Raw genomic sequence first — 25,199 nt, 5'->3', positions numbered from 1 at the left:
GCTGATACCCCGCGTAGACGGTGTATCCAGTAAGCGGTTGCCTCTCGATTAATCGCTGCGGGCTCTGGAATACTGGATCGTCCGCCTTCGCGGATGATGAGGGTCGTGGTACTGGAAACGCGCCGTTGACAGTCAGCAAAACATAGCCGTTGACGTTCTACACGGCCAAATTCCAGGAATCCGCGCCATGCACGACATCAGAGCGATCCGCGACAACCCCGAGGCTTTCGACGCCGGAATGAAACGGCGCGGGTTTGCGCCCCTGTCGCCGTCGCTGCTTGCGATCGATGAGAAGCGCCGCGCGGCGATCCTGGCGTCCGAGCAGGCGCAGGCGCGGCGCAATGCGGCATCCAAGGAGATCGGAGAGGCCAAGAAAGCCAAGGATGAGGCGCGCGCGGCGAAACTGATGGCCGAAGTCGCCGAGCTCAAGACCTCACTGCCGGAGCTCGAGGCCGCCGCGAAGGTGGCCGACGAGGAGCTGAACACGCAACTCGCCGCGCTTCCGAACCTGCCGGCGCAGGATGTGCCCGACGGCGTCGACGAGCACGGCAACGTGCAGCACCACGTGTTCGGCGCCCCGCGCCAGTACGGTTTTGCGCCGAAGCCGCATGACGATCTCGGCGGCAGTCTCGGCTACATGGATTTCGAAGCGGCCGCGAAATTGTCGGGCGCGCGGTTCGTCGTGCTGAAAAAGGGATTGGCACGACTGGAGCGGGCAATCGGGCAATTCATGCTCGACCTGCATACCAACGAGCACGGATACACCGAAATCAATCCGCCGCTGCTGGTACGCAACGAGGTGATGTTCGGCACCGGGCAATTGCCGAAATTCGAGGACGATCAGTTCTGGGCCATCAAGGGCGAATTGCTCACTGCGGGTGAAGAGCGGCTGAAGAGCGAGCGCCTCGGATTGATCCCGACCGCCGAGGTCTCGCTGACCAACCTCGTCCGCGAATCCATCGTCGACGAAAAAGAGCTGCCGATGCGGCTGACCGCGCTCACGCCGTGCTTCCGCGCCGAAGCGGGCGCCGCCGGCCGCGACACGCGCGGCATGATCCGCCAGCACCAGTTTACGAAGGTCGAACTGGTCTCGATCACGACGCCGGAGACCAGCCGCGACGAACATGAGCGCATGCTGGCCTGCGCCGAGGAAGTGCTGCGCCAGCTCGACCTGCATTATCGCGTGATGACGCTGTGCGCCGGCGACATGGGCTTTTCCGCGCAAAAGACCTACGACATCGAAGTGTGGATGCCGGGGCAATTCTCAAGTCAGGGCGCCGGCGGCGCCTACCGTGAAATCTCGAGCTGTTCGGTCTGCGGCGATTTCCAGGCTCGGCGGATGGATGCGCGCTCCCGCGGCCCCGACGGCAAGCCGCGCTTCGTGCACACGCTGAACGGCTCTGGCACCGCGGTCGGCCGGGCGCTGATCGCCGTGATGGAAAACTATCAGCAGCAGGACGGCTCGATTGCCGTTCCCGATGTGCTGCAGCCCTATATGGGCGGCTTGAAAGTGATCGAGCACGACAAGTGAAGTGAACCTGCAGGATGGCGCTGCATCGCGACATCTACTGGATCGGACGGCAGTGGGCCGTCACCGGTTTCGGGATGCAGCTCATCGATCAACGGCACGGCGGAAAGTTCGACATCGAGATCGCGCAACTCTGGGGCGAGGGGCTCGCGGTCGATCTGAGCGCGCAGAAATGGTTCGATCCGGTCGATTTTGGCAAAGGGCTTTGGGTCGCGCGGCAGCGCCACACGAGACCGCCAGCACCCACTGAGGTCGATTCGGCGCCCGAGGCGCCGGTCGTCGAGAAAGTGGAGGTTGCGACCACTGCAGCCGTTGAGCCGCCACCGCCGAAATCCGCTGGATTTCAGCTGCGGACCGCGGGCAGCGCCAAATTCCTGCGACCCTGGCGTGTCCGGATGAAGCGGTAAGAACCCGCAAGAGCATGATCCGGAAAAGTGGAAACCGGTTTTCCGAAAAGATCATGCTCAAACAAAGAGATGAGATCATGATCCGATTCCGTCTAATCGGATCATGATCTCATCACCGGGTTTGCCTCTGCGGCGTTTGCCGGTTAAGACCTTTGGCAAGACAGGCGATCGAACAGGGCATTTTTCACGGATGCGAATTCTCTGCACCAATGATGATGGCATCCACGGGCCCGGGTTGAAGGTCGTCGAGCAGATCGCGCGCGCTTTGTCCGACGATGTCTGGATCGTGGCGCCGGAGCTCGACCAGTCCGGCGTATCGCATTCGCTGTCGCTGAACGATCCCTTGCGGCTCCGCGAGATCGGCCCGCGCCATTTCGCCGTCAGGGGGACGCCGACGGACTGCGTGATCATGGGCGCGCGCCATATCCTGGGTCCCAAACTGCCTGATCTCGTGCTGTCGGGCGTCAACAAGGGACGCAACGTCGCCGAAGACGTGGTCTATTCCGGCACCATCGCCGGCGCGATGGAGGGCACCATCCTCGGCTTGCCGTCATTCGCGCTGTCGCAGGAATTCAGCCTTGAGACCCGTGAAAAGCCGCTCTGGGAGACCGCGCTGCAATTCGGCCCCGACATCGTGCGCAAGGTGATCGAGGCCGGTATCCCCAGGAATACGGTGATCAACGTCAATTTTCCGGCCTGCGTGCCTGATGACGTCAAGGGCATCCGCGTCACCCGGCAGGGCAAGCGCAATCTCGGTTTCCTGAAGATCGATCAGCGCCGCGATGGCCGCGGCAATCCGTATTTCTGGATCGGTTTTGAGCGCACGGCGATGATGGATACGCCCGCGGAAGGCACCGATCTCGCGGCGCTGGCGGCGCGCTACGTGTCGGTCACGCCGCTGCGCCTCGACCGCACCGATGAAGCGTTCTCGGAAACGCTGACGTCGACGCTGAAGTAGGCTTCGACGCTACGCCGGCGCGTTCTTCAGCGTGCTGTCGATCAGTTGGGCCAGCGTTTCGAGCTGGAATGGCTTCTGCAGCGCGGGGCGATCGCGATATTCCTCGGGCAGGCCCGAAGATCCATAGCCGGTCGCAAAAATGAACGGCCGGTTGCGCGCGTTGATCAGCTCGGCGACGGGCGTGATCACCTTGCCGTTGACATTGACGTCGAGGATCGCGAGGTCGAACTCGGTCGATTGCGCGAGCTTGACCGCTTCTGAGATTTCCCCGGCCTCGGCCGCCACGCTGTGACCCAGTTCTTCCAGCATGTCGGCGACCATCATCCGGATCATGACCTCGTCCTCGACGAGAAACACAGAACAGCCCTCAGGCCGTGTGGCAGTCATGACGGAATCCTTGCCTGTCCCGGTGCCACGTTCGCAAATATCGCCCTCAGGCGCAACGTAAACGTTCGCATTCATGCTCGCCTCACGGAGCCTCGATCATGCGTTGTTGCCGATCATATGGGGTACAAATACTTGCCCGCCAACGCCGGGCCATGCCTATGGTTCCGGAGTGGGAACGTGATCGTGAGGGAAATTTTCCTTAACGTGGGATTTCGAATTGGGATGGCATTAATCGGCTAGGATCGTGCGCGGCAACCGTGCCGCGGCAGCAAGCTTGCGAGACCCGCTATGGCCACCACATCTGGCCCCACCGAGAAAATGATGTTTCAGCTCACGCTGAGGCGGCGCGGGATCAGCGATCAGTCGGTGCTTCGTGCGATGGAGGAGGTGCCGCGTGAGCGCTTCGTCGCGGTCAGTGACCGCGACCATGCGTACCGCGACAGCGCGCTTGGCATCGCCTGCGGGCAGACCATCAGCCAGCCCTTCGTGGTCGCCTACATGACCGAACAGCTCCAGCTCAACCGGAATCACCGGGTGCTGGAGATCGGCACCGGCTCCGGCTACCAGGCCGCGGTCCTCTCGCGGCTTTGCAAGCATGTGCTGACCATCGAGCGCTACCGGACCCTGGCCGATACGGCCCGTGAGCTGCTGGAGAAGCTCGGCTACTACAATATCGAGGTCATGCTCGGCGACGGCTTTGACGTGCCCGCCGGCGCCGGCGCTTTCGACCGCATCATCGTCACCGCGGCGATGGAGCAGATTCCGGAGAAGCTTTTGCAGCGGCTCGAGGTCGGGGGCATCCTGATCGCGCCGGTCGGCCCACACCATGGTACCCAGACGCTGGTCCGTGTGGTCAGGACCGAGACCGGCTTCGAGCGCAAGGAATTGGTCGACGTGCGCTTCGTGCCGGCCCTGCCCGGGGTGGCGCGGGAACTGTAGTGCTTGGGGATTGCTGCCTCGCGCCAATACCTTATTCCGAAGGTTAAGCGGTTATTTACTCGGTACGTGTTTACTCAAAACAGTATTTTGTTGCGTACGAGTGAGTAACCATGTCCGCTCTCGTCGAGTTGCTTCGCTCCCGCCGTGTGCCGCAGGTGGCGGTCCTGGCGCTGATGTCGTTCGGTCTTGCCGGGTGCAGCGCCGACATGTCGTCGCGCTTCTCGCAAAACTCCTATTCCAACAACCCGTTCGCCTTCGAGCCCCAGGCGACCGGCTCGGTGCAGCAGCAGCCGGCTGAGCGGCGTGAATTGCCGCAATATGCACGGCCGCAATCGCCGTATCCGCAGTCGCAGCCCTATCAGTCCCAGCCGTTGCCGCCGCCGGTTGCCGCACCGCAGTCCTATCCGGTCTCGAGCTCAGGCGTGTCCGGGGGCGGGCGGGGCGTGGCATCCTACGCGCCGCCGCAGCAGCCGCGCCTTGAGACGACCGGCACGGTGCCGCAGTCGGTGGCGCGCGCGCCTGCGGGTCACGGCGGCACCACGATCATCGTCGGCACCAGCGACACGCTGGAGGTGCTGTCGAAGCGCTACAACGTCTCGACCGCCGAGATCTTGCGCGCCAACGGCTACAAGGGGCCGCGGACCCTGTCGCCGGGCCAACAGCTGGTCATCCCGCGTCCGGCTGCCGTTGCGGCAGCGCCGGCGCCCGCTGTGGCGCCGCCGGCTAGCAAGCCCGTCGCGGTCGCGGCCACCGCCGGGCGCGTTCATTACGTCAACAAGGGCGACACGCTGCACAGCATCGCGCGCCAGCACCACATCCCGCCGGCCGAGCTTGCGAAGGCCAATCATCTCGACCTGTCGGCCAAGCTCAGCCTTGGCATGAAGCTGACGATCCCGGGCACCAAGACCGCGGCGGCCGCGCCCGCTGCGCCAGCAGTTGCAGCGGCCCCTGCTGCGCCGGCCGCTCCGGCACCCAAGGTGGTCGCGACTGCACAGCCACAAGCCGCCCGGCTGGTCCAGCCCGCGGTGAATGTCGAACAGCCGACCCCGGCGCCAGAACCGGCGGCGGTCAAGCCGAGCGAGACCACGAGCTCGTTGCCGACCTTCCGCTGGCCCGCCCGCGGCAAGGTGATCACCGGTTATGGCGCCAAGACCAATGGCAAGTCGAATGACGGCATCAACCTGGCGGTGCCCGAGGGCACGCCGGTGAAGGCCGCCGAGGATGGCGTGGTCGCCTATTCCGGCAACGAATTGAAGGGTTACGGCAATCTGATCCTGGTGCGGCACTCCAACGGCTACGTCACCGCATATGCCCATGCGAGTGAGCTGTTGGTGAAGCGCGGCGATACGATCAAGCGAGGCCAGGTGATTGCCAAGTCGGGCCAGTCGGGAGAGGTGAGTTCGCCGCAGCTTCACTTCGAGATCCGCAAGGGATCGTCCCCTGTCGACCCGCTGCAATTCCTCAACGGCGCCTGAGGCGATCGCTGCTCCGTAGCCCGGATGGAGCGAAGCGTAATCCGGGATCGGTTTTTCCGCATATGCACTGCCCCGGATTGCGCTGCGCTCCATCCGGGCTACAGGACTGCCGCTTACTTGCCCGTCAGCCTGACGCCGAGCCGGCCGGCCAATTCCTGCGTGAACTGCCAGGCGACGCGGCCGGAGCGGGAGCCGCGGGTGGTCGACCATTCCAGTGCCTCGCGCTCCAATTCCTCGTCGCCGATCTTGATGCCGAAATGGTCGCAATAGCCCCTGACCATGGCGAGGTATTCGTCCTGGCTGCAGCGATGAAAGCCGAGCCACAGGCCGAAGCGATCGGACAATGACACCTTCTCCTCGACCGCTTCGCCGGGATTGATCGCGGTCGAACGCTCGTTCTCGATCATCTCGCGCGCGAGCAAATGTCGCCGGTTGGAGGTGGCGTAGAGGATGACATTCTCGGGGCGTCCCTCGATGCCGCCTTCTAGCACCGCCTTCAGCGATTTGTAGGAGGCGTCGTTGCCGTCGAAGGAGAGGTCGTCGCAGAACACGATGAACCGGAAATCGGAGGCGCGCAGCACTTCCATCAGCGCCGGCAGACTCTCGATATCCTCGCGATGGATTTCGATCAGCTTCAACCGATCCGCAGGCTTGCGGTCGAGATTGATGCTGGCATGCGCGGCCTTCACCAGCGAGGATTTCCCCATGCCGCGTGCACCCCAGAGCAGCGCGTTGTTGGCGGGCAGCCCATTGGCGAAGCGCTCGGTATTTTCGATCAGGATGTCGCGCATCCGGTCGATCCCCTTGAGCAGGAAGATTTCGACGCGGCTGACGCGCGGCACCTTCGAGAGCCGTCCGTCCGGATGCCAGACGAAAGCATCCGCCGCGGCAAGCTGCTCGCTTGCATCGGCGTCCGGGGCGGCGGCGGAGAGGTGATGCGCGATCGCCTCCAGGGCGTTTGCGATCCGCTCCGCGGTGTGGTCGTTGAGCTCGCTTGCCGGACCTTTTGTCGCGGTTTTGCGGGGGCCTTTGGAGGCCAGTTTGGGCATGGCGCGAGGCGCTGATTTCTTGGCTTTTTTCGACATTTGCGCAGTTCCTGAACGGCCAGCCTTTAACGGGCCTTGGCGGCTCCCGCAAGCGGCCTAAATGAGGGGCTGTTAACGTTGCAATTGGGCTGGCCGCCGCTATAGTCCGCGCGAATTTGCCCTGGACCGGGCTTGACGCGCCAGGCGTCGCCGGTCCTTCTCCCGTCTCACGAGGATTGTCCGAATGCTGATTACTCCTGCGTTTGCCCAGGCCGGAGCCGGCGGCGATGCCAACAGCATGTTGATGTCGCTTTTGCCGTTCGCCCTGATCTTCGTGATCATGTACTTCCTGATTCTGCGCCCGCAGCAGAAGAAGGTGCGCGACCACGCCGAGCTCGTCAAAAACATCCGCCGCGGCGACACCGTCGTGACCTCGGGCGGCCTGGTCGGCAAGGTGACCAAGGTGGTCGACGACGATCAGATCGAGTTCGAAATCTCCGATGGCGTCCGCGTGCGGCAGATGCGGCAGATGATCTCGGGCGTGCGCACCAAGGGCGAGCCGGCAAAGGAAAAGGCCGAGGCCAAGGACGAGACATCAGCGAGCTGATTGTCGCGCCGCAATTTCTGATCTGACAGGTCAACTCGATGTTGTATTTCACGCGGTGGAAGGCGCTGGGGATCATCCTCACGGCGCTCGTAGTGTGCCTTTGCGCCGTGCCGAACTTCTTCCCGGAATCCCAGGTCAAGACCTGGCCGGGATGGGCGCAGCGGCGCCTGGTGCTCGGCCTCGACCTGCAGGGCGGCTCCTATCTGCTGCTCGAGGTCGATTCCAACTATGTGAAGAAAGAGAAACTCGACCAGATCCGCGACGACGCGCGGCGCGTGCTTCGCGACGCCAAGATCGGCTACACCGGCCTCAACTCGCGCAATGATGCCGTGGAGGTGAGGATCAGCCGCGATACCGATCTGCCGACCGCGCTCTCCAAGTTGCGTGAGCTCTCCCAGCCGCTCGGCGGTCTGCTCGGTTCCAGCGGCCAGCGTAGCCTCGAGGTATCCGATGCCGGCGGTGGGCTGATCCGCCTGACCGTGCCGCAGGCCGCCATCACCGAGCGCATCCGCCAGACCATCGAGCAATCGATCCAGATCGTCGAGCGCCGCGTCAACCAGCTTGGTACCGTCGAGCCCGTGATCCAGCGCCAGGGCACCGACCGCATCCTGGTGCAGGTGCCGGGTCTGCAGGACCCGACACGCCTGAAGGAACTGCTCGGCAAGACCGCGAAGATGGAATTCCGGATGGTCGACACCTCGGTGTCGCCCGACCAGGCCCAGCAGGGCAGGGTTCCGCCTGATTCCGAACTCCTGATGAGCGCGTCGACGCCGAAGACCCCATACGTCGTCAAGAAGCAGGTGCTGGTCTCCGGCGGCGACCTGACCGACGCGCAGCCGGGATTCGACCAGCGCACCGGCGAGCCGATCGTCAGTTTCCGCTTCAACACTTCGGGTGCGCGGAAATTCGCCCAGGCCACGACCGAGAATGTTGGCCAGCCCTTCGCCATCATCCTCGACAATGAGGTGATCTCCGCCCCCGTGATCCGCGAGCCGATCACCGGCGGCCAGGGCCAGATTTCGGGAAGCTTCACGGTGCAGTCCGCCAACGACCTTGCGATCCTGTTGCGCGCCGGCGCGCTGCCGGCGCCGCTGACCGTGATCGAGGAGCGTACGGTCGGTCCGGGGCTCGGCCAGGATTCGATCGAGAAGGGCGAACTGGCGGCCTACGTCGGCTCGATCCTAGTCATCGTGTTCATGCTGCTGACCTATCGGCTGTTCGGCGTGTTCGCCAATATCGCCGTGACCATCAACGTCGCGATGATCTTTGGCCTGTTGTCGCTTCTGAACGCCACGCTCACGCTGCCCGGCATCGCCGGCATCGTGCTCACCGTCGGCATCGCGGTCGACTCCAACGTGCTGATCTATGAGCGTATTCGCGAAGAATTGCGGGGCGGGCGCAACGCGATCTCGGCGATCGATGCCGGCTTCAAGCGCGCGCTCGCGACCATCCTCGACTCTAACATCACCACCTTCATCGCCGCTGCGGTGCTGTTCTATATCGGCACCGGCCCGGTCCGCGGCTTTGCTGTCACGCTCGGGATCGGCATCATTACCACGGTCTTCACCGCGTTCACGCTGACCCGGCTGATCGTCGCGTGGTGGGTGTGGTGGAAGCGCCCGCAAAAGACCGTGCCGATCTGAGAGGCCTGTTGTGACTCATTTCGTTCTCATTGGCCTTGGCATCCTGATCGCCGTGCTGACCGTCGTCGCCGCGCTCGGCATCCTGCCGCCGCTGCGCATCGTGCCGGATAATACGCATTTCGATTTCACGCGCTTCCGCCGCATCAGCTTCCCGATCTCGGCCGTGCTCTCGATCATCGCGATCACGCTGTTCTTCACCCACGGCCTGAATTTCGGCATCGACTTCCGGGGCGGCACGCTGTTGGAAGTGCAGGCCAAATCCGGCAACGCGGATATCGCCGCGATGCGCGCCACGCTCAGCGGCCTGAACCTCGGCGAGGTCCAGTTGCAGCAGTTCGGCGGTCCGGCCAACGTCTTGATCCGCGTTGCCGAACAGCCCGGCGGCGACAGCGCGCAGCAGGAAGCCGTGCAGAAGGTCCGCGGCGCGCTCGGCGATTCCGTCGAATATCGCCGCGTCGAAGTGGTGGGCCCGCGCGTCTCCGGCGAACTTTTGGCCTACGGCATGCTCGGCCTGATGGTCGCGATCGTCGGCATCCTGATCTATCTCTGGTTCCGCTTCGAATGGCAGTTCGCGCTCGGCGCCATGATCGCCAACGTCCACGATATCGTGCTGACGATCGGCTTCATGTCGATCTCGCAGGTGGATTTCGACCTCACCAGCATCGCGGCGCTGCTGACGATTCTCGGCTACTCCCTCAATGATACGGTCGTGATCTACGACCGTATCCGCGAGATGCTGCGGCGCTACAAGAAGATGCCGATGCCGCAGCTCCTCAACGAGTCGATCAACTCGACGCTGTCGCGCTCGATCATCACCCACGTCACCGTGACGCTCGCGCTGCTGGCGCTGCTGCTGTTTGGCGGTAACGCCATCCACAGCTTCACCGCGGTGATGATGTTCGGCGTGGTGCTGGTCGGCACCTACACCTCGATCTTCATCGCGGCGCCGATCCTGATCTATCTCGGCGTGGGCACCGTACGTGGGGACGCGCCGGATACTCCGGCCAAGAAGCCGGAAGCAGTAACAAAGAAGTAGCGACCATGGCTCAATCCTCGGACGCTCCGCATCTTCCGAGGTCGGCGCCGATCGAGGCCTACGGCAAGGGCGGATTTGCGTTTGCCGATATGTCGCATCGCGGCTCGCTGCTCTGCCTGCCCGATGGGATCTGGGCCTGGCCGGTGACGACGCCGCAGCAGATCGACCGATACTCGCTCGAGCGTGTGTTCGCGAAGGCCAACATCATCGACACGCTGATCGTCGGCACCGGCACGGAAACATGGATAGCGCCGAAGGCGCTGCGCGACGCCTTGCGCGCGGTGCATGTGGTGCTGGACACGATGCAGACGGGACCTGCGATCCGCACCTACAACATCATGATGGGCGAGCGGCGGCGGGTGGCGGCGGCGCTGATTGCGGTGCCATGACAGAGCCCGGCGGCACGGACGCCGCGGCGTTCTGCGCCGATCTCGTGCGCACGCATGATTTCGCGCGCTATGCCTCTACGCTGTTCGTGCCGGCGCGCGAGCGCCGGGCGCTGCTCGCGATCTATGCCTTCAACGCCGAAATTTCCCGGGTTCATGAACTGGTCAGCCAGCCTCTGCCCGGCGAGATACGCCTGCAATGGTGGACCGACATGCTCGCGGGCAGCGGCCATGGCAGCGTCGAGGGCAATCCAGTCGCAGCGGAGCTGTTGCTCGCGATCAGGAATTTCCGGCTGCCCGTCGAGCCGCTGTCGCGGCTGGTCGAGGAGCACCAGTTCGATCTCTACAACGATCCGATGCCGTCGATGGCCGCGCTCGAGGGCTATCTCAACGAGACCGCCTCGGCGCTGTTCTCGCTTGCTGCGCGCGTGATCGCGCGGCCGTCAGACGAGATCGGTCACCTCGCGCAGCATGCTGGACTCGCGCAAGGTATCGCGCAAGTGATCGCCGCACTGCCGCGCGACGCTTCGCGGCGGCAATTGTTCCTGCCGCTGCAATTCCTTGAGCAGCACGGCGGCGGAATCGAAGACGTATTCTCCGGCAAGCAGACGCCGCAGCTACGCGCGGCGATCGACCAACTCGTCGGCGAGGCGAGGAGCCATCTCAAGACCGCGCTCTCACTGCTGCCGACGGTTCCGCCGGCGGTGCGGCCGATCTTCCTGCCATTGGCGCTGGTCGAGCGTGATCTCGCGCGGATGTCGCGGGCTAACAGCGACCCGTTCGTTCCGCAGGTCACATCACGCCTGCGCGTGCTGTGGACCACGTGGCGGGCGTCGCGGCGACGGGAATTCGGCGGCTGACGCCGCGCGCTACTTGCCGATGTGTTTGGTAAAGATCCTGATCGTGCGGCCCTTCACGACCGGGCCGGCCTCGAACAGGTCGGATGCGATCTTCTCGATTTCGTCACGCAGCGACACAAACTGTCCCTGCCGCGCCATGCTCGGCGTGCCGCGCGTCCCCGCAAGCTCGTCCATCGCGGCGTCGCTGATCTGACACTCCACGGTTTCGCCTTCGCTAAGCATCGTGAACGTGAACGCCAGCCGCTCGGAATCATGTCCGCCAATCTTGCCCCGCGCTAGCGGCATCGAAAACACTCTCCTTGGATTCGATTCCAAGATTGCTTTGCAACGATGGCGTTGAGGTGGCGATTGCAGAATGATCAGCGCGTTTTCGAGCGAAGTGGACACCGGTTCGCGTCAAGCAAACGCGTCAAACAAGAATCTAAAGCTTTGGTTCTGATTCCATCAGAACCGAAGCTCTACCGCGTCTGCCGGTCCATCTCGGCGACCTCGAAATTGAATCGGTCGCGAAGGTTCTTGCGTTGCTCAAGGATGTCCTTGAGGAAGGCGCGGTCGGCCTCGTTCCGCATCATTGGCTCGATCAGGTCGATCTGGTTCATCGCCACGAGCTGCAATATCTCCGTGCGTGGCTTGCCCGCAGCATCGCGCGGTAGCGCATGGACGATCTGGATGTGCTCGGGCGGCTTGACGCCTTTGGCAGAGGCAAGCGTGTTGCGCAGCTTCTTCTCCAGCGCGACCTCGTCGGCTTCCACGAAGGCATAGAGGCCGACGCCGACCCGTCGGTCGGCGAAGGCAACGATCGCGGTGTCGCGGACCTCCGGGTTCTTCCGGATCAGATCGACCAGGACCGGCGCATCATTGACCAGCCGCCGGCCGCCGCCCTCGCGATCGGTGAAATTGAAGAGGCCGCGGGTGATCGCCTGGTAGACCTTCTTGCCGGTCTTGAGCCAGATGCTGGCGACGACTGACTTGCGTGCGAGGATCTTGCGTTCCTTCGGGGTCAACGCATCCGGCGCATAGCTGCGCTTGTGCTTCAGGAGATGCCGCAGATCTTCATAGGCTGCGATGCGGAACAGGCGGCTGCGGCGCTTGAAGCAGGCGGCGAGCTGGAAATCGGTGAGATAGGCGCGGCCGTCGCGGCCGACCAACCAGTTCTGCTCCTTGGCGAGATCGTTGTGGCAGATGCCGGCGCGATGCAGTCGGCGCAGCGCATCCTTGGCCGAACGGAAATAGGCGACATCGCCATGCGGCTTGGCCAGGTGCAGCGCCACGCCGTCGATGAAGCCGCGCGCCAGCGCGCGTTGTCCAGCCCAGAGCAGTTTCGGTCCGACGTCGAGGTCGCGGGCCAGCGACAGCGCCCGTCGCTCGCGCGAAAACAGGTGCAGCGCCAGTGGAAACGACCAGAACGGCACCTGGTCGAGCCGGCGCAGCACCGCATCGATTTCGCCGGTCTCGCTGCGAAAACGGCCGCGCTCGACAGTAGAGAACACGTCGCGCTTGAGCAGGACACCTTCGCGCCATCGCGCCGACAGGGTGGCGGCGTCGTCTTTCGGCAAGCTCATGGCTCAGGCCGCCGCCGCGACGTGCAGATGGTCCGATATCCAGCGGTCGAGGTCGGCGAGCGCGCGGGCGGACATCGCCTGCTTCTTCGCGACCGTCTTCTCGTTGCGGCGGAGCCGCGTGCCGTCAGGTTTCTTCGTTGGCACGCTGGACAGCGGCGGGAACAGGCCGAAATTGATGTTCATCGGCTGGAATGAGCGCGGTCCCGTGTCGATGGTCTCGATATGGCCGCCGGTGATGTGGCCGAGCAATGCGCCCAGCGCCGTGGTGGGCGGCGGGGGAGCCAGCGAATGCCCGCGAGTGTCTGCCGCGGCACAGAGACCGGTGAGAAGGCCGATGCTGGCGGACTCCACATAGCCTTCGCAGCCGGTCATCTGGCCGGCGAAGCGCAATCGCGGCTCGGCGCGCAGGCGAAGTTGTGAATCGAGAAGCTTGGGCGAGTTAAGGAAGGTGTTGCGGTGAAGTCCGCCGAGCCTGGCGAATTCAGCCTGCTCAAGGCCCGGAATGGTCCGGAACACGCGCTGCTGCGCGCCATGCTTCAGCTTGGTCTGGAAGCCGACCATGTTGTAGAGCGTGCCGAGCTTGTTGTCCTGGCGAAGCTGCACGATCGCGTAGGGCTTGGTTGTGGGATCGTGTGGATTGGTGAGGCCGACCGGCTTCATCGGACCGTGCCGCAGGGTCTCGCGGCCGCGTTCGGCCATGACCTCGACAGGCAGGCAGCCGTCGAAGTACGGCGTGTTGGTCTCCCAGTCCTTGAAGTCCACCTTCTCGCCGGCCAGAAGCGCATCGACGAACGCGTCGTACTGCTCCTTCGTCATCGGGCAATTGATGTAGTCGGCTCCGGTGCCGCCCGGCCCGACCTTGTCGTAGCGCGACTGGAACCACGCCACGCTCATGTCGATGGAGTCTTTGTGCACGATCGGCGCGATCGCATCGAAGAACGCGAGCGCGCTTTCGTCGGTGAGCTCGCGGATGGCGTCTGCCAGCGGCGCCGAGGTGAGGGGGCCCGTCGCAACGATCACGTTGCGCCAATCGGCGGGCGGAAGCCCGGCGATCTCCTCGCGGCGAATCTCGATCAAGGGGTGGTCGTTGAGAGCCTTGGTGACGGCGGCGGAAAACCCCTCGCGATCGACCGCGAGCGCCCCGCCGGCGGGTACCTGGTTGGCGTCGGCGGCGCGCATGATCAGGGAGCCGAGCCGCCGCATTTCGGCATGCAGCAGGCCGACGGCATTGTTGGCGGCGTCATCGGAGCGGAAGGAGTTGGAGCAGACGAGCTCGGCAAGGCCATCGGTGCGATGGGCTTCGGTCATCCGCTGTGGGCGCATCTCGTGCAACACCACGCGCCCGCCGGCGCTCGCCACCTGCCAGGCGGCTTCAGAACCGGCCAAGCCGGCGCCGATGATGTGGACAGGATCTGGAGAAGGCTTGGTCACGCTCATCGCGCAGCGTTAGCGCGTTTTTCCCGCGAGCGCATCTGAAACCGGGCAGAGAAACTGGGGAGAGAATACGAGAACGCCCGCAAAAGCAGCGGGCGTTGTCCGTTCATTGATGGGCTGACGAAGGGTCAGCCGTTGTAGTGCCCAGAGGCCACGCGCGGAATATCAGAGCGATCGAGGCCGATGTCCGCCAGCTCGCGATCGCTAAGCTGCGACAGCTCGGCAACATTACGCTGATAATCACGGAAAGCCCGGATCATGCGGATGAGCGAGAGTAACATGGTAGTCTCCTAGAAATTGCGATTCAGCCTTATCGAAAGCTTCATCGTCGATGAAATGAACATAGGTTGAGTTGATGCAGCGCGGTAGTTCCTATGTTGCGGTGCAGCTAAGTGGAAAATGCATGACGCTGGTAAGGTCCGCTTAACCCCTTCAGCATAGCTGCCTGACGAGGCGCCAACGGACCAATGGCGGCGGCGTGTTGATCAGAAAAGTCCGTAACATCACGGGTTTGCTATATGCGCGTTACTGCCGTCGCACCCGTCACAGATGGTTGCTGATGGACCTGAAATCAAATGTTCCGCTTCGGAACCTATCGCCTTCGTGCCGACCGCGACTCGGTCTAGCCAGCTGCACATGCGTGATTCGCATGCCGCGCCACCGTAGAAATGAACAAAATATCAGTTCTTGGTGGGGAGTAATTTGGAAGAATATTCCTCTCCTTCAAGGGGGATGTCCTCCGGGATCGGATGTCGCATGCCGACCTGAGCCAAGCCAGCATCGTTCGACCGGGCGGACTACGGAGCCTCAGCCTGACCGCCGATGTCCGCCATCCCGAAGGATGGTTCCCGACGATGCTGAACGTTCAACTCCCCGTCCACTGACAGGCGGATCATGAGCAGAGGGACCGAACACCTCGGCAATGATCCCGCGCGGCCCTCGTTTCCTTACCGGGCTGTAATGAAAAATCGATGCAACGCATGCGTGCCTTGCTCGCAGCGTCGATCACATCTCTATCGCGCGGAATTCATTCTGAACTTTTCGATGATGAGCGAACAATCGTTGTCACGGATTCCGGCAATCACGTCGGCTTCCGTTCAAATAAAACAGAAAATGGGGAAAATACTATGCGCAACAAACTGATTGCAGCGACCGCGATGGCTTTCATTGCTTACGCCGCCGTTCCCGCCCACGCCGCCAAGGTCACGGTCGGCTGCAGCGGCGACAATCTCGCCAAGACCGAATCCGCAGTCGAGACGATGGCGGACGGTCCAGGCAAAATCGTGGCGCAAAAGGAGATGGCGCAAGCGCAGGACGCTCTGCTCGGTGGCAAGATGGGCGTGTGCGCGGCGCATCTGAACAAGGCGATGCACGCCGGCGAGGTGAAGTAAGACTCTCTCAAGGGCGCCGATCGTCCCACGGCGATCGGCTCCCTAAAACCGGGGAGCGCTTGGTTCTTTTTGACGCCTTTTCTTCGCGAGCCGGTGTCCACCCTCGGATCAAGTCCGAGGGCATGCTTCGCTCGAAAACGCTTTACGGTACGCGGGTGAGCTGGGTGGCAAAATACGCGACGGTCCGCGAATAGACCTCGCTCTTGTTCCATTGCTGGATCACCGCGAAGTTCGGACTGCCTGGCTCCCAATCCTTGCCGCGTTGCCAGCCGTGGTTGGCGAAGAAATTTGCGGTCGAGGCCAGCACATCGGGCGCGCTGTGCAGGAGATCGCGGCGGCCGTTGCCGTCGAAATCGACTGCGAATTTGATGTAGTTCGACGGCATGAACTGGGTCTGGCCGATTTCGCCGGCCCACGCACCCCGCAGTTCCTGCGGCGGGACATCGCCGCGCTCGATGATGCGGAGCGCATCCAACAGCTCGGCCTTGAACATATCGGAGCGGCGGCAATCATAGGCGAGCGTCGCCAGCGCCCGCATGGTTGGGAATTTGCCGATGTTGACGCCGAAATCGGTCTCCAGTCCCCAGATCGCCACCAGCACCTCGCCTGGCACGCCATACTGTTCCTCGATGCGGGACAGCACCGAGCCATACTGCTTCATCATGTTGGCGCCGCGGGTGAGGCGAGGCGGGACCATGCGTCCGGAGAATTCCTCGAAGGTCTGACTGAACACCTTCTGCGACTGGTCGCGCGTCAGCACGGTCTTGTCGAGCGTGACGCCGTTCAGGCCGACCTGGATTGCGGACTGCGAAATCCCCTTCGATGCCGCTTCCTTCTTGAAGTCGTCCAGCCAAGCGTCAAACGAGCCGCTGCCGCAGGTCGCAGCGAACGAAGGCGTGGTCAAGGTCAGGAGCAGGGCTCCCAATGCAGTCCGCAGGGAAAAGTGAAAGCCCATGAAATCATTCACTCCATGTCGACGCATCATCGACACTAATCTCGAAACGCTACCAAATGTTTGCGGCAAGAGCGGCCAAAACAAGGCTTGTCGCCGTTGCATGAGCAAGTCAATTTACCATGCCGAGCGCTGACACATCCGCAGCCGGACCATAAGCGTCTCCGGCCTGGTGCTCGCGCACCAGGCCGGAGACGATAGGACAGATTTGCCGAAGGCTTACGCGCTGTTCTTCCGCCGCCATGGGAACAGGTTGGCGGGGAAGTCGGCAGCAGGCTTTCGCTCGCGCGGACGCGGCGGGAGCGGCTGCACATTGGGATCGGGAACGATCACCTGCCGGTAGAGATGCCAGGTGGCATGGCCGAGCAGGGGAATGACAATGGCAAGGCCGAGGAAGAATGGCAGCGTTCCCAGCACCAGCAAAACCGCGACGATCAGGCCCCAGGCGGCCATCGGGACCGGATTACGCGCGACTGCGCGAAGCGACGTAACCATGGCCTCACCCGTCGTGGCGTGACGGTCGAGCATCATCGGGAACGACACCACGCTGATGCAAAGCGCGAGCAGGGCGAAGAGGAAGCCGACGCCGCAGCCGACCAGGATCAGCCACCAACCTTGCGCTGTCGTCAGCACGTGCGTGAGGAAATCGGGGATTCCTGCGGCCGTCGCATAACCGAACGCTTCCACATAGACGGCCTGCGCCGTGGCGATCCAGGTCACGAACAGCGCAAATAGCAGCGTGCCCAATCCGAGCATGGCGCCGAATGACGGCGAGCGGACGATCTCGATCGCGTCCCATGCCGAAGGCTCCTCGCCATTCTCGCGGCGGCGGCTGAGTTCATAGAGGCCGATCGCCGCAAATGGCCCGAGGATGGCGAAGCCCGCGGCCAGCGGGAACAACAACGGCAGCACGGAGTAACCATGCACGACGCGGGCAAGCACGAGGCCAAGCACCGGATAGACCACGCACAGGACGATGGCGTGGCTTGGTACGGCCTTGAAATCCTCCCAGCCGAGTTGCAGGGCGCGGTGCAGATCGCCGAGACCGATGGTGCGAATCTCGGGCGCAGCCGCGACTTCCTGTCCGGTCTGCGTCAGTGATGTGACATTGTCATGATAGGTGGGCATGGTCGTCGTCTCCCTCCGGCGGCCACATTCCTGCGCCCGCCAGCGAGGGGCACAACGTGCCGTCTCCTAAGCGATCGCAAACAGGCCAGACGCGAAGACACCCAACCGGCCATGTCGCGAACTGAAAGGTCAGGCTACTCCCAAACCGGGACTGACGCACTCACGCTTCGGTGAATGTCGCATTGGCAACCTCGGTTGGTCCGGGTAAAATCATTTGGCGACCCGGCGAGGTGCTGCCGGCCAAAAAAGAGCGCCAAGAGACCCCTCATACCATCTCAAGTCCTTCGGGAGTGAACGATGAGCATTTTCGGAAAAATCATGAGCTCGATCTTCGGCAGCACGACAACCGCAGCGACTGCGGCTCCTGCTGGCGGTGCTGCTCCGGGCAGCGCGCCCGCCAGCAGTTCGCCATCTGCCACCGCGGCCACGCCTGCCGCGGCGCCCGCGCAGACCGTCGACGTCGCCCCGATTTTGGACAACGCCGTGGCCGCGAAGAAGGAGAAGCTGGAGTGGCGCACATCGATCGTCGACCTGATGAAGGCGCTCGACATCGATTCGAGCCTGTCGGCGCGCAAGGAGCTTGCCAAGGAACTCGGCTACACCGGCGACACCAGTGATTCTGCGAGCATGAATATCTGGCTGCACAAGCAGGTGATGGCCAAGCTCGCGGCCAATGGCGGCAAGCTGCCGCCGGAAATCAAGCATTAAGGCGACACTGGTACCAAGCATTCCAAGGCCCGCGATCGTCGCGGGCCTTTTTTGTCGACCGCAACAGACAATAACAACGAAGGAGAACGCCCATGACCACGATCGATCGCAGGACCATGCTCGCCACCGGCGCGCTCGCGCTGGCGGGAACGGCCGCGCAGGCCACGTCCGCCGACGCGCAAGTCGGGCCGAAGGCAATGTTTCCCGTGGCGGCGACGACGATCCCGATTGTCGGCGAGACCGAGGTATTTCAGGTCCGCCGCATCTATTGCATCGGCCGCAACTATGCCGCGCATGCGATCGAGCGCGGCTCCGATCCGACGCGCGAGCCACCGTTCTTCTTCCAGAAGCCGACCGATGCGATCCAGAACGTTGCGATCGGGGCGGTCGCCGATCATCCCTATCCATCGCTGACGAAAAACTATCATCACGAGGTTGAACTGGTCGCCGCGCTGAAATCCGGCGGTACCAATATTCCAGCCGACAAGGCGCTCGACCACGTCTATGGCTATGCGCTCGGTCTCGACATGACGCGCCGCGACTTGCAGAACGGCATGGCAGCGGAAAAGAAGCCGTGGGAGATCGGCAAGAGCTTTGATCATGCCGCCGTGATCGGCCCGATCCATCCGGCTACCAAGACCGGACACTTCACCAAGGGCGCGATTTCGCTCGCGGTCAACGACACCGTCAGGCAGAACTCGGACCTGCGGAACATGATCTGGAGCGTCGCCGAGCAGATCGCAAAACTGTCGGATGCCTTCGAGCTGAAGGCCGGCGACATCATCTATTCCGGCACCCCGGAAAATGTCGGCCCGGTGGTCAAGGGCGATGTGCTGCTGTGCAAGCTCGAGGGCCTGCCGGACATGTCGATCCGGATCGTGTAGCCGAATGCCGATCGTTACGCCACGAGATCCCGGTGTTCGGGATGCTTGCTGAGATAGTCGACGACAAAACCGCAGCCGGCGATCACCTTGTGGCCGTCGGCGCGGATCAATTCCAGTGCGCCCTTGACGAGTTCGGAAGCGATGCCGCGGCCGCGCAGCGCGCGCGGCGTTTCGGTGTGGGTGATGATGATGGCCGACGGCGTCGCGCGGTAGTTTGCGAAGGCGACGCCGCCTTCGACGTCGAGTTCAAAGCGATTTCGGGCCGTGTTGTTACGGACGTTGGTCATGCCTGATCTTCGATGTTGGATGTGGTTCGTCAAGCCTTCAGCAGATCCTGGTAATCCGCGTGCTTCTCGATGAAGCCCTTCACGAACGGGCATTGCGCGATCACCTTCAGCCCCTCCGCACGCACCTGGTCCAGCGCGCCACGGACCAGCTTCGAGCCGATTCCCTTGCCGCCAAGCTCCGGCGGCACTTCGGTGTGTTCAAAGGTCACTACACCATCTGCTTTCTCGTAATAGGCCGCGGCAATATGTCCATCGACCGCGAGCTCGTAGCGCTTGCGCGCGGGGTTGTTGACTACGGCCTTGTTCGTGCTTCCATCCATCATCTTATTCCCGTTGTTTGCATCGCCGCATCGCCTACGGTTGTCCGCAAGTTGGCGACCGGCCGGCCTTGCAAGCCGTTCATGGCCGGTCTACGTTTTTTTCAAGACATACGCCCCGAAGCGGCCAGATGGTCGTTTGGTACTGCAATGTCGCTGGCTGCTGACGTATGCCTCTTTTCCTGGGAGGTCTACCATGTCGGATAAGCGTTTCTTTAGCACCCATAGACCTTGGGAGGACTGGTTCGGCATGCTCCTTGGCGTGCTGATCGTGGTCTCGCCGTGGTTTCCGATGCAGGCCGGCCGCGACGTCGTCGATGCCGACCGCAGTATCATGATCCTCAACACCTTCGTGATCGGCATGCTGGTGTTCGGCCTGGCGCAGCTCGAATATGTCGCCCTGCAGCGCTGGGAGGAGGTCGCCGCGATAGTGCTCGGCTGCTGGCTGATCGCTTCGCCATTCCTGTTCGGCTATTCCGGCGACACGCTGTTGCAGGTCTGGCACGGCATCCTCGGCGCGCTGGTAGTCTTGCTGGGGGCGCTGCAGCTCTGGCAGGACTGGGGCAGGAGCGACCAGGAACTCGCCAACCATCCGCAGTGATGGGCCGCATCGCGGAGCCGTGGCTGGGCGGCCGGAGGCGCCGGGCCCTTGCCGAACCCCGTGCGGAGACGATAAACCGCAGAGGGGCGGCCAGAAGCCCCGCATGATGAAACTCCCGATGGGACGGAAATGAGCGGAGAGACAGGTAGCGTGGCGGTGCCGCGCGGTGGGCAGTTGCGAATGTCGCGGCGGGTGATGAACCTGGCGCATATCGTGACCCAGAATGCGCGCCGGCATGGCGATCGCGCGGGCTTCATTTGGCAGGACCGAAGCTGGTCCTGGCGCGAGATCGATGGCCTCGTCTCCGCACTCGCCGCCGCGCTGGCGGCGCAGGGCATCGGCAAGGGCGACCGCATACTCGTCCACTCCAAGAACTGCGACGAGATGTTCTGGTCGATGTTCGCCGCCTTCCGCCTCGGCGCGGTCTGGGTGCCGACCAATTTTCGCCTGATGCCGGACGAGGTCGCCTATCTGGCCGCAGCCTCCGGCGCCAAGGGCTTTCTCTGCCACGGCGACTTTCCCGAGCATGCCGCGGCTGCCGCCAATCCCGCGCTGCAGTTCACCTGGCGGATCGGCGAGGACGGGAGCTTTGGCGAGCGGACCGTCACTGACGCGATCGCGGCGCACGCCGACGCGAAGGTCGATAATGTCGCGGTCGAGCATGACGATCCCTGCTGGTTCTTCTTCACCTCCGGCACCACAGGGCGCTCCAAGGCCGCCGTGCTGACCCATGGCCAGATGGCCTTCGTGGTGACCAATCATCTTGCCGACCTGACGCCGGGCGTGAGCGAGCGGGATGCCTCGATCGTGGTCGCCCCGCTGTCGCATGGCGCCGGCATCCACCAGCTCATGCAGGCCGCGCGCGGCGTGCCGACCATCCTGCTGCCTTCGGAGAAGTTCGACATCGCCGAAACATTCCGGCTGATCGAGCAGCACCGCGTCAGCAACCTGTTCACGGTGCCGACGATCCTGAAGATGATGGTCGAGCATCCCGCCGCCGACCAGTTCGATCATTCCTCGCTGCGCTACGTGATCTATGCGGGGGCGCCAATGTACCGCGAGGACCAGAAGCTGGCGCTGAACAAGCTCGGCGCCGTGCTGGTCCAGTATTTCGGCCTCGGCGAGGTCACCGGCAACATCACCGTACTGCCGCCGGCGCTGCATGATCCCGAGGACGGCCCGCATGCGCGGATCGGCACCTGCGGCTTCGAGCGCGTCGGCATGCAGGTTTCGATCCAGGACGATCATGGGCGCGAGCTGAAACCGTTCGAGACCGGGGAGATCTGCGTGATCGGTCCCGCGGTGTTCGCGGGCTATTACGACAATCCGGAAGCCAATGCGAAGGCGTTTCGCGACGGCTGGTTTCGCACCGGCGATCTCGGCCACATGGACGAAGAGGGCTTCATCTACATCACCGGCCGCGCGTCCGACATGTACATCTCCGGCGGCTCCAACATCTATCCGCGCGAGATCGAGGAGAAGATCCTGACGCATCCTGCCGTCGGCGAGGTCGCAGTGCTTGGCGTGCCCGATCCTTTCTGGGGCGAGGTCGGCGTCGCCGTCTGCGTCGCGCGCGAGGGCGCCAGCGCGGTCGGCGAGGCGGAGCTTGCCGCGTACCTTGCGCCAAAGGTGCCGCGGTACAAGATGCCGAAGCGCTTCTTCTTCTGGGATGCGCTGCCGAAGTCGGGCTACGGCAAGATACCCAAGCGGCTGATCCGCGATGAGCTGGAAGCGCGCGGGCTGCTCGACATCTCCACCAAGCAGACCTGACGATGCGTAGCATCGCCCAACCGGGTCCCATTGCGCGCGAGCGCATTCAATGGGTGGAAGCGCGCGGACGGGCATTTTCCTTCACGCTGCAGGCCGGCATTCCATTGCTCGAAGCCGCGCGCCGGGGCTTTGCGGCGGAAGGATTTTCAGGCGGCGTCTTGAGCGTGAAAGGCGGAGCGCTCGGCCCGTTCGCCTACGTGATGCCGGCACTGTCGAAGACCGGCGCCAACGCCGCATTCTACAGCGAGGCCTTCCGTCCCGACGGCATCATCCGGCTCAAGTTCGCCACCATGACGCTGGGCGAGCGCGATGGTGCGCCGTTCTTCCACTGCCACGGATTGTGGACCGAGGCTGACGGCCGCTTCAACGGCGGGCATATGCTGCCGGAGGAGACCGTGGTCGCCGAGCCCTTCGAGGTGCAGGCTTTCGGTCTCGACGGCGCGATGTTTGTCGCCGAGGGCGATGCCGAGACCAATTTCAAACTGTTCGGTCCGGTGCCGCGCGAGGCGACGGATGCGGAGACCACCAGCCGCGCCTTTGCGCTGCGGTTGCGCCCGAACCAGGATTTTGCCTGCGCGTTGGAGAAGTTTTGTCGCCAGCATGGCATCCTGCACGCGCGCCTGCATGGCGGCGTCGGCTCGACCATTGGCGCCTGCTTCACCGATGGCCGCACAATGGTGCCGTTCGCGACCGAGCTCGCGGTCCGAGCGGGCACGATTGCTCCCGATGCCGATGGCCAGCTCGAAGCCGAGCTCGAGATCGCGCTGGTCGACTATCTCGGGGGCATCGCCGAGGGGAAATTGGTGCGCGGCGACAACCCGGTGCTGATGACGATGGAGCTCGTGCTCGAGGTGCTGGACGAGGAGGGGTAGTGTTCTGCCGGGGCCGTAGGATGGGTAGAGCGAAGCGAAACCCATCGACTTCGTAGCAAGCGGCCAGGTGGTGGGTTTCGCTTCGCTCTACCCACCCTACGATTCCGATTCAAATTTCAAACAACTCTCCGCTGTCATCGTCCGGCTTGACCGGACGATCCAGTATTCCAGAGGCGCCTGAGCTTAAGTTTAGAAGCCGCGGGTTACTGGATGCCCTGCCTTCGCGGGGCATGACGATGGCGTTTGGTGAGAGGATGTGCGTACGCATTCTCGCGGCGCTTTGCGCCCGAGCTCTGCGTCACTTTCCACCCTCACCGTAGAGAGGGCGCAGGGAAAGCCGGGTGCCGATTGCACCCGTGGGTCCCGTGCAACAAAAAGCACGGGGGTAGGACCACAGGTTCAACCGGGATCACACCGGCTTTCCCTGCACGACGGCTTTACGGCTTACTTCGTGCTCTCCCCGGTGACCGGGCTTTCTTGCCACCGTCACCTCAAGCGCGAACTTGTTCGCGCGAAAAGCTTAGCGCCAGCGTCGGGGCGCCAGGACCACACGACTTCGCCGTACGCAGCCACGCCATTCGTCCGGCGCTTGGCGCCTGACACAGCCACGTCCATCGCATCCCGCTTCCAACGTCCGTGACGATCGCGATACGCCCCTCCAAATGGAGGCGGGACGGCGCGGTTTCTAAGGTGATTTGCGGTCAGGATGAAGCGGAATGTTTTTCGCGCGCCGACTGGACGAGGCAAATCACGTTGATGTTGCGGTAGAATTTTCGTTCAGGCGACATCCGATGCGTGCGCGAAGGCCAGTAGCTCCACCCTCATCTTGAGGAGCCTGCGAAGCAGGCGTCTCGAAGGATGGGCGCGGGCGAGATCGGGGCCTGCATGGTTCGAGACGCCGTTTCTCGGCTCCTCACCATGAGGGAGTAGCACTGCAGATTTTGGGACGATTGCCGTTCACCGTTTTCTGTAGTATGTTTATGCCATGATCAAATCGTGGCGGAATTCCGCAACCCGCAAGGTTTGGGACGGTGAGCGGCCCAACCAGTTTCGGGGACTGGATTTCGAAGCTGCCATCGATCTGCTGTTGGCCTTGAATGTCGCGAAAGCACTTGGCGATCTCAGCCCGCTGAAGAGCGTGGGCTTGCATAAGCTGAAGGGTGATCGGAAAGGACAATGGGCGATGACCGTCAACGATCGCTGGCGCATCTGTTTCGAATTTCGCAAGGGCGACGCGTACGAAGTTGAAATCGTAGACTATCACAAGGGATGACCAGAATGGCTCCGATCGTACATCCGGGACGTCTGCTGAGGCGGGAATTGGCCGCCCGCAAGCTCAGCGCGAACCGTCTGGCACTCGATATCGGCGTTCCTTCCGGCCGCATTACCGATATCCTTAACGGTCGCCGTGGGATTACGGCCGATACGGCGGTGCGGCTTGGCCGATATTTCGGCAATAGTGCCCAGTTCTGGCTGGACCTCCAGGGGCAATACGACATCGGCGTGGTGGAGAGGGAGAAGGGCGCGGAGATCGCCAGGCGCGTCAGGCCTGCCGCCGTCGCCTGAACCTCACCGCCGCTTGCGGACGTGGATGTTGATGTCGAGGTCGATGTTGCTGACGCAGGTCTGCTCGGTGCGGTGCGAGCCGCCTTCGTGCCAGGGGCCCTTGCGCAGGCGGGCATCACGCACATTGGCGAGCCGCAGGCAGCGCCATTGTGGAAGCCTGCCTGAACTCTCGCCGGCGAACTGCCAGGCCAGCACGACTTCTTCGCCTGCCTTGTTGGTGCCGATGATGTGCGGGCAAAGCTCGCGCGGCCGGCCCTCGTAGGTGCAGACGACCTGCTGCTCTCCGAGAATGGCATTACGAAAGAGAGCGTAGGTGGCGCTCGGCGCGGGGCGGACGCTCATGGGCAGGACTGTTCTTGTTATGTTCCGAGAACTGTGCCAGATAGTCGCCCGTGAAGAAGTCTGATTTCAGCTTGGGACGAGCTGAAATCGGAGGATGAGCCTGACCAGGATTTGGTGCAACAAAAGCTCCAGCC

Annotated in this window: 30 protein-coding genes; 18 read left to right on the top strand and 12 right to left on the bottom strand. The window is 63.2% G+C overall.

All coding sequences use genetic code 11. The annotated features are described in order from the left end of the window. Positions 1 to 187: 187 nt before the first annotated feature. The 3 genes from serS to surE all read left to right on the top strand — a co-directional run bounded on the left by serS (position 188) and on the right by surE (position 2,893). Complete coding sequence (serS, locus tag K288_RS0108120) at positions 188 to 1,531, top strand: serine--tRNA ligase (protein ID WP_027579078.1); 1,344 nt, start codon at positions 188 to 190, stop codon at positions 1,529 to 1,531. A gap of 14 nt (positions 1,532 to 1,545) precedes the next feature. After that, positions 1,546 to 1,935: a hypothetical protein gene (locus K288_RS0108115; protein WP_027579077.1), complete on the top strand. Its 390-nt coding sequence runs from the start codon at positions 1,546 to 1,548 to the stop codon at positions 1,933 to 1,935. A gap of 190 nt (positions 1,936 to 2,125) precedes the next feature. Then, on the top strand, positions 2,126 to 2,893 hold the full coding sequence (surE, locus tag K288_RS0108110) for a 5'/3'-nucleotidase SurE (protein WP_027579076.1): 768 nt from the start codon (positions 2,126 to 2,128) through the stop codon (positions 2,891 to 2,893). A 9-nt stretch (positions 2,894 to 2,902) separates the two neighbouring features. Here the strand turns inward: surE and K288_RS0108105 are convergent, their stop codons facing one another. Further along, on the bottom strand, positions 2,903 to 3,280 hold the full coding sequence (locus tag K288_RS0108105) for a response regulator (RefSeq protein WP_027579075.1): 378 nt from the start codon (positions 3,278 to 3,280) through the stop codon (positions 2,903 to 2,905). Positions 3,281 to 3,601: 321 nt separating this feature from the next. Here K288_RS0108105 and K288_RS0108100 point away from each other — a divergent pair, with 321 nt between their 5' ends. Continuing rightward, positions 3,602 to 4,219, top strand: a complete 618-nt coding sequence (locus K288_RS0108100) for a protein-L-isoaspartate(D-aspartate) O-methyltransferase (RefSeq protein WP_051334438.1) — start codon at positions 3,602 to 3,604, stop codon at positions 4,217 to 4,219. A gap of 110 nt (positions 4,220 to 4,329) precedes the next feature. Then, positions 4,330 to 5,694, top strand: a complete 1,365-nt coding sequence (locus K288_RS0108095) for a peptidoglycan DD-metalloendopeptidase family protein (protein ID WP_027579073.1) — start codon at positions 4,330 to 4,332, stop codon at positions 5,692 to 5,694. 113 nt (positions 5,695 to 5,807) lie between these two features. Here K288_RS0108095 and K288_RS0108090 read toward each other — a convergent pair whose 3' ends face one another. After that, a complete protein-coding gene (locus K288_RS0108090; RefSeq protein ID WP_027579072.1) occupies positions 5,808 to 6,779 on the bottom strand; it encodes an ATP-binding protein in 972 nt (323 codons plus the stop codon). Positions 6,780 to 6,963: 184 nt separating this feature from the next. On the opposite strand from K288_RS0108090, the gene yajC reads away from it, so the two are divergent. From yajC to K288_RS0108065, 5 genes are read left to right on the top strand one after another with little or no spacing between them, the layout of a single operon-like run. After that, complete coding sequence (yajC, locus tag K288_RS0108085; RefSeq protein WP_027579071.1) at positions 6,964 to 7,326, top strand: preprotein translocase subunit YajC; 363 nt, start codon at positions 6,964 to 6,966, stop codon at positions 7,324 to 7,326. Positions 7,327 to 7,364: 38 nt separating this feature from the next. Next, entirely contained in the window at positions 7,365 to 8,969 is a 1,605-nt protein-coding gene (gene secD, locus K288_RS0108080) for a protein translocase subunit SecD (protein WP_027579070.1), read from the top strand. Positions 8,970 to 8,979: 10 nt separating this feature from the next. After that, a complete protein-coding gene (gene secF / locus K288_RS0108075) occupies positions 8,980 to 10,005 on the top strand; it encodes a protein translocase subunit SecF (RefSeq protein ID WP_027579069.1) in 1,026 nt (341 codons plus the stop codon). Between the two features lie 5 nt (positions 10,006 to 10,010). Beyond that, positions 10,011 to 10,394: an Mth938-like domain-containing protein gene (locus tag K288_RS0108070; protein ID WP_027579068.1), complete on the top strand. Its 384-nt coding sequence runs from the start codon at positions 10,011 to 10,013 to the stop codon at positions 10,392 to 10,394. Then, positions 10,391 to 11,251 (top strand): phytoene/squalene synthase family protein, encoded by an 861-nt coding sequence (locus K288_RS0108065; RefSeq protein WP_027579067.1) that lies wholly within the window; start codon positions 10,391 to 10,393, stop codon positions 11,249 to 11,251. The genes K288_RS0108070 and K288_RS0108065 overlap by 4 nt, the downstream gene beginning before the upstream one ends. Positions 11,252 to 11,260: 9 nt before the next feature. Here the strand turns inward: K288_RS0108065 and K288_RS0108060 are convergent, their stop codons facing one another. From K288_RS0108060 to K288_RS50420, 4 genes are all read right to left on the bottom strand, one after another. Further along, on the bottom strand, positions 11,261 to 11,536 hold the full coding sequence (locus K288_RS0108060; RefSeq protein WP_027579066.1) for a DUF1488 family protein: 276 nt from the start codon (positions 11,534 to 11,536) through the stop codon (positions 11,261 to 11,263). 173 nt (positions 11,537 to 11,709) lie between these two features. Then, complete coding sequence (locus K288_RS0108050) at positions 11,710 to 12,813, bottom strand: serine/threonine protein kinase (protein ID WP_027579065.1); 1,104 nt, start codon at positions 12,811 to 12,813, stop codon at positions 11,710 to 11,712. A gap of 3 nt (positions 12,814 to 12,816) precedes the next feature. Continuing rightward, on the bottom strand, positions 12,817 to 14,250 hold the full coding sequence (trmFO, locus tag K288_RS0108045) for a methylenetetrahydrofolate--tRNA-(uracil(54)-C(5))-methyltransferase (FADH(2)-oxidizing) TrmFO (protein WP_043159503.1): 1,434 nt from the start codon (positions 14,248 to 14,250) through the stop codon (positions 12,817 to 12,819). Positions 14,251 to 14,375: 125 nt separating this feature from the next. Next, the gene (locus tag K288_RS50420) at positions 14,376 to 14,528 is read right to left on the bottom strand and encodes a DUF1127 domain-containing protein (RefSeq protein ID WP_080663824.1); all 153 of its coding nucleotides are present in this window, start codon (positions 14,526 to 14,528) and stop codon (positions 14,376 to 14,378) included. Between the two features lie 690 nt (positions 14,529 to 15,218). On the opposite strand from K288_RS50420, the gene K288_RS54645 reads away from it, so the two are divergent. After that, positions 15,219 to 15,638 carry a hypothetical protein gene (locus K288_RS54645; protein WP_244443102.1) on the top strand — a complete coding sequence of 140 codons (420 nt, stop codon included), beginning with the start codon at positions 15,219 to 15,221 and terminating at the stop codon, positions 15,636 to 15,638. A gap of 142 nt (positions 15,639 to 15,780) precedes the next feature. Here K288_RS54645 and K288_RS0108025 read toward each other — a convergent pair whose 3' ends face one another. Next, positions 15,781 to 16,593 (bottom strand): lytic murein transglycosylase, encoded by an 813-nt coding sequence (locus K288_RS0108025; RefSeq protein ID WP_027579062.1) that lies wholly within the window; start codon positions 16,591 to 16,593, stop codon positions 15,781 to 15,783. 216 nt (positions 16,594 to 16,809) lie between these two features. Beyond that, positions 16,810 to 17,718 carry a DUF2189 domain-containing protein gene (locus tag K288_RS0108020; RefSeq protein ID WP_027579061.1) on the bottom strand — a complete coding sequence of 303 codons (909 nt, stop codon included), beginning with the start codon at positions 17,716 to 17,718 and terminating at the stop codon, positions 16,810 to 16,812. Between the two features lie 297 nt (positions 17,719 to 18,015). Between K288_RS0108020 and K288_RS0108015 the strand changes: the two genes are divergently transcribed. Beyond that, positions 18,016 to 18,426: a DUF3597 domain-containing protein gene (locus K288_RS0108015; RefSeq protein WP_027579060.1), complete on the top strand. Its 411-nt coding sequence runs from the start codon at positions 18,016 to 18,018 to the stop codon at positions 18,424 to 18,426. A 92-nt stretch (positions 18,427 to 18,518) separates the two neighbouring features. Further along, the gene (locus K288_RS0108010; RefSeq protein ID WP_027579059.1) at positions 18,519 to 19,310 is read left to right on the top strand and encodes a fumarylacetoacetate hydrolase family protein; all 792 of its coding nucleotides are present in this window, start codon (positions 18,519 to 18,521) and stop codon (positions 19,308 to 19,310) included. 14 nt (positions 19,311 to 19,324) lie between these two features. On the opposite strand, the gene K288_RS0108005 is transcribed toward K288_RS0108010, so the two are convergent. Beyond that, positions 19,325 to 19,597, bottom strand: a complete 273-nt coding sequence (locus tag K288_RS0108005; RefSeq protein ID WP_027579058.1) for a GNAT family N-acetyltransferase — start codon at positions 19,595 to 19,597, stop codon at positions 19,325 to 19,327. Positions 19,598 to 19,626: 29 nt separating this feature from the next. Continuing rightward, positions 19,627 to 19,917 (bottom strand): GNAT family N-acetyltransferase, encoded by a 291-nt coding sequence (locus tag K288_RS0108000; RefSeq protein WP_027579057.1) that lies wholly within the window; start codon positions 19,915 to 19,917, stop codon positions 19,627 to 19,629. 193 nt (positions 19,918 to 20,110) lie between these two features. Between K288_RS0108000 and K288_RS0107995 the strand changes: the two genes are divergently transcribed. From K288_RS0107995 to K288_RS0107975, 5 genes are all read left to right on the top strand, one after another. Further along, on the top strand, positions 20,111 to 20,515 hold the full coding sequence (locus tag K288_RS0107995; RefSeq protein ID WP_027579056.1) for an SPW repeat protein: 405 nt from the start codon (positions 20,111 to 20,113) through the stop codon (positions 20,513 to 20,515). A gap of 129 nt (positions 20,516 to 20,644) precedes the next feature. Beyond that, positions 20,645 to 22,285, top strand: a complete 1,641-nt coding sequence (locus tag K288_RS0107990) for an acyl-CoA synthetase (protein ID WP_051334431.1) — start codon at positions 20,645 to 20,647, stop codon at positions 22,283 to 22,285. Between the two features lie 2 nt (positions 22,286 to 22,287). Further along, positions 22,288 to 23,157, top strand: coding sequence for a DUF296 domain-containing protein (locus K288_RS0107985; RefSeq protein WP_027579054.1), 870 nt, complete (start codon positions 22,288 to 22,290; stop codon positions 23,155 to 23,157). 985 nt (positions 23,158 to 24,142) lie between these two features. Next, entirely contained in the window at positions 24,143 to 24,430 is a 288-nt protein-coding gene (locus tag K288_RS0107980) for a type II toxin-antitoxin system RelE/ParE family toxin (RefSeq protein ID WP_027579053.1), read from the top strand. A 5-nt stretch (positions 24,431 to 24,435) separates the two neighbouring features. Next, positions 24,436 to 24,723 carry a HigA family addiction module antitoxin gene (locus K288_RS0107975; RefSeq protein WP_027579052.1) on the top strand — a complete coding sequence of 96 codons (288 nt, stop codon included), beginning with the start codon at positions 24,436 to 24,438 and terminating at the stop codon, positions 24,721 to 24,723. A gap of 3 nt (positions 24,724 to 24,726) precedes the next feature. On the opposite strand, the gene K288_RS0107970 is transcribed toward K288_RS0107975, so the two are convergent. After that, the gene (locus tag K288_RS0107970; RefSeq protein WP_027579051.1) at positions 24,727 to 25,065 is read right to left on the bottom strand and encodes a hypothetical protein; all 339 of its coding nucleotides are present in this window, start codon (positions 25,063 to 25,065) and stop codon (positions 24,727 to 24,729) included. Beyond that, the coding region (locus K288_RS54480; RefSeq protein ID WP_210164428.1) for a hypothetical protein at positions 25,019 to 25,199 on the bottom strand (181 nt) is incomplete at its 5' end. The genes K288_RS54480 and K288_RS0107970, both read right to left, overlap by 47 nt.

It is taken from the genome of Bradyrhizobium sp. Ai1a-2 (assembly GCF_000426245.1).
GTDB lineage: Bacteria > Pseudomonadota > Alphaproteobacteria > Rhizobiales > Xanthobacteraceae > Bradyrhizobium.
The sequence above is the reverse complement of the archived record's forward strand: the minus strand, read 5'-3'. Positions and strand labels throughout refer to the sequence as shown.

Bases quoted from the DNA above. Each gene is read 5' to 3' on its own strand.
- K288_RS0107990 (WP_051334431.1), top strand. From the start codon at position 20,645: ATGAGCGGAGAGACAGGTAGCGTGGCGGTGCCGCGCGGTGGGCAGTTG.
- secD (WP_027579070.1), top strand. From the start codon at position 7,365: ATGTTGTATTTCACGCGGTGGAAGGCGCTGGGGATCATCCTCACGGCG.
- K288_RS0107980 (WP_027579053.1), top strand. From the start codon at position 24,143: ATGATCAAATCGTGGCGGAATTCCGCAACCCGCAAGGTTTGGGACGGT.
- K288_RS54645 (WP_244443102.1), top strand. From the start codon at position 15,219: ATGCAACGCATGCGTGCCTTGCTCGCAGCGTCGATCACATCTCTATCG.
- K288_RS0108010 (WP_027579059.1), top strand. From the start codon at position 18,519: ATGACCACGATCGATCGCAGGACCATGCTCGCCACCGGCGCGCTCGCG.
- K288_RS0108060 (WP_027579066.1), bottom strand. From the start codon at position 11,536: ATGCCGCTAGCGCGGGGCAAGATTGGCGGACATGATTCCGAGCGGCTG.
- K288_RS0108050 (WP_027579065.1), bottom strand. From the start codon at position 12,813: ATGAGCTTGCCGAAAGACGACGCCGCCACCCTGTCGGCGCGATGGCGC.
- K288_RS0108095 (WP_027579073.1), top strand. From the start codon at position 4,330: ATGTCCGCTCTCGTCGAGTTGCTTCGCTCCCGCCGTGTGCCGCAGGTG.
- K288_RS0108005 (WP_027579058.1), bottom strand. From the start codon at position 19,597: ATGACCAACGTCCGTAACAACACGGCCCGAAATCGCTTTGAACTCGAC.
- K288_RS0108100 (WP_051334438.1), top strand. From the start codon at position 3,602: ATGTTTCAGCTCACGCTGAGGCGGCGCGGGATCAGCGATCAGTCGGTG.
- trmFO (WP_043159503.1), bottom strand. From the start codon at position 14,250: ATGAGCGTGACCAAGCCTTCTCCAGATCCTGTCCACATCATCGGCGCC.
- K288_RS0108105 (WP_027579075.1), bottom strand. From the start codon at position 3,280: ATGACTGCCACACGGCCTGAGGGCTGTTCTGTGTTTCTCGTCGAGGAC.
- K288_RS0108000 (WP_027579057.1), bottom strand. From the start codon at position 19,917: ATGGATGGAAGCACGAACAAGGCCGTAGTCAACAACCCCGCGCGCAAG.
- yajC (WP_027579071.1), top strand. From the start codon at position 6,964: ATGCTGATTACTCCTGCGTTTGCCCAGGCCGGAGCCGGCGGCGATGCC.
- K288_RS50420 (WP_080663824.1), bottom strand. From the start codon at position 14,528: ATGTTACTCTCGCTCATCCGCATGATCCGGGCTTTCCGTGATTATCAG.
- K288_RS0108015 (WP_027579060.1), top strand. From the start codon at position 18,016: ATGAGCATTTTCGGAAAAATCATGAGCTCGATCTTCGGCAGCACGACA.
- K288_RS0108025 (WP_027579062.1), bottom strand. From the start codon at position 16,593: ATGGGCTTTCACTTTTCCCTGCGGACTGCATTGGGAGCCCTGCTCCTG.
- K288_RS0108065 (WP_027579067.1), top strand. From the start codon at position 10,391: ATGACAGAGCCCGGCGGCACGGACGCCGCGGCGTTCTGCGCCGATCTC.
- K288_RS0108070 (WP_027579068.1), top strand. From the start codon at position 10,011: ATGGCTCAATCCTCGGACGCTCCGCATCTTCCGAGGTCGGCGCCGATC.
- K288_RS0107970 (WP_027579051.1), bottom strand. From the start codon at position 25,065: ATGAGCGTCCGCCCCGCGCCGAGCGCCACCTACGCTCTCTTTCGTAAT.
- K288_RS0107975 (WP_027579052.1), top strand. From the start codon at position 24,436: ATGGCTCCGATCGTACATCCGGGACGTCTGCTGAGGCGGGAATTGGCC.
- K288_RS0108020 (WP_027579061.1), bottom strand. From the start codon at position 17,718: ATGCCCACCTATCATGACAATGTCACATCACTGACGCAGACCGGACAG.
- serS (WP_027579078.1), top strand. From the start codon at position 188: ATGCACGACATCAGAGCGATCCGCGACAACCCCGAGGCTTTCGACGCC.
- K288_RS0108115 (WP_027579077.1), top strand. From the start codon at position 1,546: ATGGCGCTGCATCGCGACATCTACTGGATCGGACGGCAGTGGGCCGTC.
- K288_RS0108090 (WP_027579072.1), bottom strand. From the start codon at position 6,779: ATGTCGAAAAAAGCCAAGAAATCAGCGCCTCGCGCCATGCCCAAACTG.
- K288_RS0107995 (WP_027579056.1), top strand. From the start codon at position 20,111: ATGTCGGATAAGCGTTTCTTTAGCACCCATAGACCTTGGGAGGACTGG.
- surE (WP_027579076.1), top strand. From the start codon at position 2,126: ATGCGAATTCTCTGCACCAATGATGATGGCATCCACGGGCCCGGGTTG.
- K288_RS0107985 (WP_027579054.1), top strand. From the start codon at position 22,288: ATGCGTAGCATCGCCCAACCGGGTCCCATTGCGCGCGAGCGCATTCAA.